Source organism: Klebsiella sp. D-Nf1 (assembly GCF_002810515.1).
Lineage (GTDB): Bacteria > Pseudomonadota > Gammaproteobacteria > Enterobacterales > Enterobacteriaceae > Klebsiella > Klebsiella variicola.
The window spans coordinates 1-6,429 of the sequence record NZ_PIOK01000018.1 but is presented as its reverse complement, the minus strand read 5'-3'; the positions used below and the strand labels follow the sequence as shown (position 1 = coordinate 6,429).

Genomic DNA, 6,429 nt, shown 5'->3' with positions numbered 1-6,429 from the left:
CGCTCCCGGCTACCGGCGCCAGGGATTCGAGGTTGCCGGCATAGGTCAGGCAGTCCATCACACGGACTTCGTCCAGGGTATTTTCGATGATATGACGAACTACGGCAGAGCCGATAAAGCCTGCGCCCCCGGTGACAAGAATCTTCATACTTTCTCTCGTTTTTCAATGATTTAAATAATAAATTCTGTAATAACAAAAAACGCAGGCACGCTACCGCCATTGGCTATCGCAACCAAAATGCGTGGTGCCTCAGTAAATTGTATCTAACATGGGCTAAGATCAGCGGTGTCTGCCGCGCTGTCTCATCATGCTGGATAGTGCAAAGCAGCCAAACCGCGGCAACTTTGCTTGCTTCAGCGTCCATTTGCTATCAGGACTTTCCCAAACACCACACGATACGTCATCGAGACGGAATGTGAATGTGTCTTTAAAGTACCTGAAAATCATCCCTTCATGCGCCATTCAGCGATTGGTATCATGACAAAGCCATGCAGTCACCATTATGGCGTGCAGCATACTCAACAGTGAATAGTACCGGACGAGGTCGCGACGCATTATAGCGCTGGTCATGAAGAATAAAAATCAAAAAGCGGTTTGAATCAATTCAAGGTATGAATGGAACACTTTCGATACAACATCAAAACATTCAATAACTTGGCCATACATGGTTCGATTACAAGTTATCACTGGTGACAACAACACTAATTAATTCGTATTTCGCGAATAGATATACCTCTTCGTTCGGAAATTCATGATGTGTTTTATCGCGATAGCAGAATCCCAAGGGCTGGCTGCCCCACAACTGATTTTTATAGATAAGCTACAGGCATACTCAATGATATTTTTCTAAATGAATATCATTTGCATTAAATAGGAATTAAGCACTACGGCGCCACTAGAACTCACATCCTGCAACTGTAAAGCAAGTGATCCCAACCGCAAGCCAGTGTAAAATCGGCACTTATGTAGAACGGGATATCCACACCCCGGAGGAAAAATATGAAGTTTTTGGTCACTGGTGCCGCAGGTTTTATCGGCTTTCATATCGCGCAGCGCCTGCTGAATGAAGGGCATGATGTTGTCGGGATCGACAACATGAACGACTATTATGACGTCAGCCTGAAGCAGGCCCGTCTGGATCGCCTGGCATCTCCGGCATTCCATTTCCAGCAGCTGGATCTGGCCGACCGGGAAGGTATGGCAAAGTTGTTCGCCGCAGAGCAATTTGATCGCGTGATCCACCTGGCGGCCCAGGCCGGTGTGCGCTACTCGCTGGAAAATCCGTATGCCTATGCGGACGCTAACCTGATGGGTTATCTGAACATTCTGGAAGGCTGCCGTCATACCAAAGTGAAACACCTGGTGTACGCCTCCTCCAGCTCGGTTTATGGCCTTAACCGTAAAATGCCGTTCTCCACCGAAGATTCCGTCGATCATCCGGTCTCCCTGTATGCCGCCACCAAGAAAGCTAATGAGCTGATGGCGCATACCTATTCCCATCTGTACAGCATCCCGACCACCGGGCTCCGCTTCTTTACGGTCTATGGCCCGTGGGGCCGCCCGGATATGGCGCTGTTCAAGTTCACGAAAGCAATGCTGGAAGGGAAAAGTATTGACGTCTACAACTACGGCAAGATGAAGCGTGACTTCACCTATATCGACGACATCGTCGAGGCGGTGGTGCGCGTTCAGGATGTGATCCCGCAGGCCAATGCCGAGTGGACCGTTGAGAGCGGTTCACCGGCGACCAGTTCCGCGCCATATCGGGTTTATAACATTGGCAACAGCTCACCGGTGGAACTGATGGACTACATCACCGCCCTGGAAGAAGCGCTGGGGATGGAAGCGAAGAAGAATATGATGCCCATTCAGCCGGGCGATGTGCTGGACACCAGCGCAGACACCCAACCGCTATATGACCTGGTGGGTTTCAAGCCGCAGACGTCAGTGAAGGAAGGCGTGAAGAACTTCGTGGAATGGTACAAGAATTACTATCAGAGCTAATTCCCTGCCCTGCCGCAATCGTCAGGTTGCGGCAACCTCTTTTATGTAGCCCCCCGTCATCCTGATGATATGTCGACTGAATGCACATTCATTGTTTTATATATAATATTTTGTGCTATAGACGGAATTTTTGTCTTTTTACTTGCCCGACTGAAACCAGTTTCATCCAGCCTTTATCAGAAAAGCAAATATCCACGCGCCTGGTACTCAGACTTATCTTACATCCATCCCATTTTTGATAGTGAAAACAGCATTATATGCTGATAGATAAAAAACATTACTCATTGTAGGAATTTTCTCAAAAACAGGATATGTTAGGGATCTCAGTACGACAGACACGTACTGGCGTATTGCTTAACAACCTAATAATTCAACTAACAAACGCTGTGGTAGATATTATGGAAAACCTATTTTTCTTAGTGGTGGCTGCCATACTACTTGCTGTATCCGTTTATTTCTTGATTTCTTATTTGAAAGACAGAAAGAAAACGAAGCTGACATTTAATAAACGCAAGTGGTAACGCTGGCGCCTTATTGCAATTAGATTAAGATAATATTAAGAAATAAAATAATGATATGACAGAATGATCGTTCATTCTGCGTTTTACTGTGGCTTTAAGCCAAGGAAAAATAGTGCCTGCCGCGCCCTGTTCATCGTTTTTTTCTTAGCGCATAAATAACAAAAGCCTGCATTGCAGGCTTCGTTTTACCTCCCGGCGCTTATCTCCGGCATCTACATCACAGTGACGGTAGCTCTTCACAAGGTAAGTTTAACTTATCGGACCTGTTTTCAACCCGCAATGGATTTCGTGCAGGATCGTTAGGTCCATCACAAATCATGAAAACTACGCTTACTGTACTGCCAGTCGCGTTTCCAGGTACATCTCCTAGTAAGAGAGACTGTGAATTATCAAACCTTAAACTTTCATGGCTGTCAAAAGATGATACCAATAGATAGTCTAATGCGATATGCCAGCGAATGTTTCACTACTGAATTCAGTTGTAGCCTTTACACAATCTTCATCTTTAACGACTTTTGGTCGGGATCGCAAAAAGCATGAAACTAAAACAGGTCTATTTTTACAGGAACCTCTTCATCCTTCAAGTCTGCAATAAAATGCTCTTCGAACTGGATACTGACTCTAAAAATTGCTCAAAGAAGGATGAAAAAGTTCCTCTTTCTTACAAACAGCCCCTTCGCAATACCCTGTTTCAATATTCTTAAAAGAGATTACCTATACTTCCTAATAATTTTTTCATTGAGATAAGAAATATCGGTATTTGTTGTGAACCACTGTAATCATATTTATTCAGGTGCTGCATCAAAAAAGGAGTGATTGCGATATAATTACGACTTATTAAAGACAGTTACTGTAAATCAATAAATAAGGTAATAAAGTTCTATATAAATCAATCAACTCAGTTAAATGACAGTAGTTCTTTTACGGCTAGGGTACTCAAAAATAAAATTCAAGTTATACCTTACCACCAGTTTGTAAAATATCAGCGGAGCCGTAATACCAATGAATGTTCCTACAAAAACATGAACAAACCAACTTTCAATATGAAATATTTTACTAAGTATTATTCTGGTTCCACTGGCAGCAAGTATATGTACTAAATAGATAATCAAACTAAGTTTTCCTATTTTTTCCAACCATCTTAAATTAAAGCATGATAATAATATTGATACATTTGAAACCCATGCAATTGCTATAAAAGCGATAAAAGCAGTACATAAATTCAAGGGAAGATAGTTATTTTTATATTTTATAAAATACAAATATTCCACAAAAAACAAAAGACAAGTCACCAATATAATGGATCTATTTGTCAAGAGCCTCATAAATACAGGATAATATTTATTGAAAACACATCCTAAGAAGAAAAATAGAATATTCTGACTCACATAGTTGAAATTAAATCTATTACCAATGTCATCACTGTAAACATAGATGACAAAGGATATGAGAAAGAAAGCCGGTAACATCTTCAAAAAATATTTCTTATGATATATAATCGTGCATATGATAAAAATCATAAAAAGAGCATACAGGAACCAAAACTGAGCACGTGGGTGCATAGGAAATAGCAAAACCTCGGAAAGACTTGTCTTTGCATTAGTATATTTCGAGAAAAAAACCTCGACCCCCCCTTGGATTAAAGACCACAAAACATATGGATATAGAATGTTTTTAACCTTACTCAATAAAAAACCTTCTTTAGATTTGTTATTTATTGAGCTAACAAAAAAGAGACCAGAAAGAAAGAAAAATAGTGGCATATGGAAAGAATAGATAATATTGTCTAAATAGTGATATATTTCAGATGAAATATAAATGCCGGAACTATACAAGCCTCTATTAGCGTGACCGAAAACAACCAGTATGATCCCAATACCCTTGGCATAGTCAACCCATGTTTCTCTCATAGTTGCACTCACTTTTCCTTCGATATTCATTTAAAAATAGCATTATAATTATATATCAAAACATCGCCATATAATAATGAACAATAACCGCACTCATTATTATATAACATAGGACTTTATAACACTAAAAAAGATAGCTTTCGAGCACATATTAAAAAATAACAACCGCACTTGAACAATGAAAACTGACAGTAATTTAATAAAGCATTTAAACAATAGTTACTAACAGTTCTTACTGTCATCTATTTACCAATAATAGTAAATAGATTTAGTTATGCCCCAATGAATAGTACTAATTAAAATAAATTACTATTCAAAAAGGGCATCTGATATATCTTTTAAAAAACCAAATCGGTGATTCGATTCGCCTGCGTATTTATATTTTAGTCATTTCCAAAAAGATCACGCGTGTAAACTTTACTTTTCACGTCCGCTAACTCTTCCGCCATACGGTTGGAAATGATCACATCCGCCTCTTGTTTGAAGGCATCCAGATCGCGTACGACGCGTGAGTTGAAGAACTCATCTTCCTGCATTACCGGTTCATAGATAATAACCGGAATACCTTTCGCCTTGATGCGCTTCATAATGCCCTGAATGGAAGAGGCACGGAAGTTGTCCGAACCACTCTTCATGATCAGGCGATACACACCCACCACTTTCGGCTTACGAGCGAGAATAGAATCCGCGATAAAGTCTTTACGGGTACGGTTGGCATCGACGATAGCCGCGATGATATTGTTCGGGACCGATTCGTAGTTCGCCAGCAGCTGCTTGGTATCTTTCGGCAGGCAGTAGCCGCCGTAACCAAAGGACGGATTGTTATAGTGGTTGCCGATACGCGGATCCAGGCATACCCCTTCGATAATCTGCTTGCTGTTCAGCCCCTGGCTTTCAGCATAGCTGTCGAGCTCGTTGAAATAGGCAACGCGCAGCGCCAGATAGGTGTTAGCGAACAGTTTGATCGCTTCCGCTTCGGTGGAATCGGTAAACAGGGTCGGGATATCCTGCTTGATCGCGCCTTCTTTCAGCAGGTCTGCGAAACGTTCGGCACGTGCAGAGCGCTCACCGATAACAATGCGCGACGGGTGCAGGTTGTCGTACAGCGCACGGCCTTCACGCAGGAACTCAGGAGAGAAAATAACGTTATCAATCCCTAAACGTTCTTTGATGTCGCGGGTGAACCCCACCGGGATGGTCGATTTAATGATCATTACCGCGTTCGGGTTGATCTCTGTGACATCACGAATAACCGCTTCCACCGTAGAGGTGTTGAAGTAGTTGGTTTTGGGATCGTAATCGGTCGGCGTGGCAATGATCACGTAGTCGGCATTACGGTATGCGTCGTGCTTATCCGTGGTGGCACGGAAATTTAACGGTTTTTCTGCCAGATATTCCTGAATCTCTTTATCCACAATCGGAGAGATCTTCTGGTTAAGCATATCCACTTTGGCCTGTACGATATCCAGGGCAACCACTTCGTGGTTTTGCGCAATCAGGACACCGTTCGATAAACCAACATAACCTGTACCGGAAATAGTAATTTTCATGAGATTACACTTTAATCAGTTAACTGGATAATGGCGGATAGCCACGAATTTAAATAATACTGTGGGCGGTTTTACGCTGAGAAGAAAGGTAAGTCAAGTCGGTCGGTTGACCCGGCTTGTAAGTGAATAAACATGACGAGCTCCACCTGGAACCCGCCATTGTAGGAAAAAATAACCTAATTATTTATATACTTCTGCAGTGGCCAGAGTATGTGCCTGCAGATCTTTCTCCGACAGCGACAGCGCGCTGTCGCTCAGCGCCGGCCAGTCAATCCCTATCTCCGGATCGTTCCAGATGATGCTCCGTTCTGACTGTGGCGCGTAGTAGTTCGTCGCCTTGTAGACAAACTGCACCGTGTCGCTCAGCGCCATAAACCCGTGGGCGAACCCTTCCGGGATCCACAGCTGACGTTTATTCTCTGCGCTGAGCACCGCGCCCACCC

The 6,429-nt window shown here is 42.8% G+C and carries 6 protein-coding genes; 2 read left to right on the top strand and 4 right to left on the bottom strand.

Annotated features, from left to right (window positions below; genetic code table 11):
• Nucleotides 1-148: NAD-dependent epimerase/dehydratase family protein (locus tag CWM54_RS27705; RefSeq protein ID WP_133124474.1), on the bottom strand; the 148-nt coding region annotated here is incomplete at its 3' end.
• A gap of 852 nt (nt 149-1,000) precedes the next feature.
• Between CWM54_RS27705 and CWM54_RS27695 the strand changes: the two genes are divergently transcribed.
• Together CWM54_RS27695 and CWM54_RS29030 are read left to right on the top strand one after the other, a co-directional pair.
• Nucleotides 1,001-2,005: an NAD-dependent epimerase gene (locus CWM54_RS27695; RefSeq protein ID WP_100699181.1), complete on the top strand. Its 1,005-nt coding sequence runs from the start codon at nt 1,001-1,003 to the stop codon at nt 2,003-2,005.
• A 398-nt stretch (nt 2,006-2,403) separates the two neighbouring features.
• Nucleotides 2,404-2,526 (top strand): small membrane protein, encoded by a 123-nt coding sequence (locus tag CWM54_RS29030; protein ID WP_004144151.1) that lies wholly within the window; start codon nt 2,404-2,406, stop codon nt 2,524-2,526.
• Between the two features lie 902 nt (nt 2,527-3,428).
• On the opposite strand, the gene CWM54_RS27680 is transcribed toward CWM54_RS29030, so the two are convergent.
• The 3 genes from CWM54_RS27680 to rfbC form a co-directional block, all read right to left on the bottom strand.
• A complete protein-coding gene (locus CWM54_RS27680) occupies nt 3,429-4,466 on the bottom strand; it encodes an acyltransferase family protein (protein WP_227521638.1) in 1,038 nt (345 codons plus the stop codon).
• 353 nt (nt 4,467-4,819) lie between these two features.
• Nucleotides 4,820-5,986, bottom strand: coding sequence for a UDP-glucose 6-dehydrogenase (gene ugd, locus CWM54_RS27675; RefSeq protein WP_039819510.1), 1,167 nt, complete (start codon nt 5,984-5,986; stop codon nt 4,820-4,822).
• 180 nt (nt 5,987-6,166) lie between these two features.
• A partial coding sequence (gene rfbC, locus CWM54_RS27670; protein WP_133124476.1) for a dTDP-4-dehydrorhamnose 3,5-epimerase occupies nt 6,167-6,429 on the bottom strand: 263 nt, incomplete at its 5' end.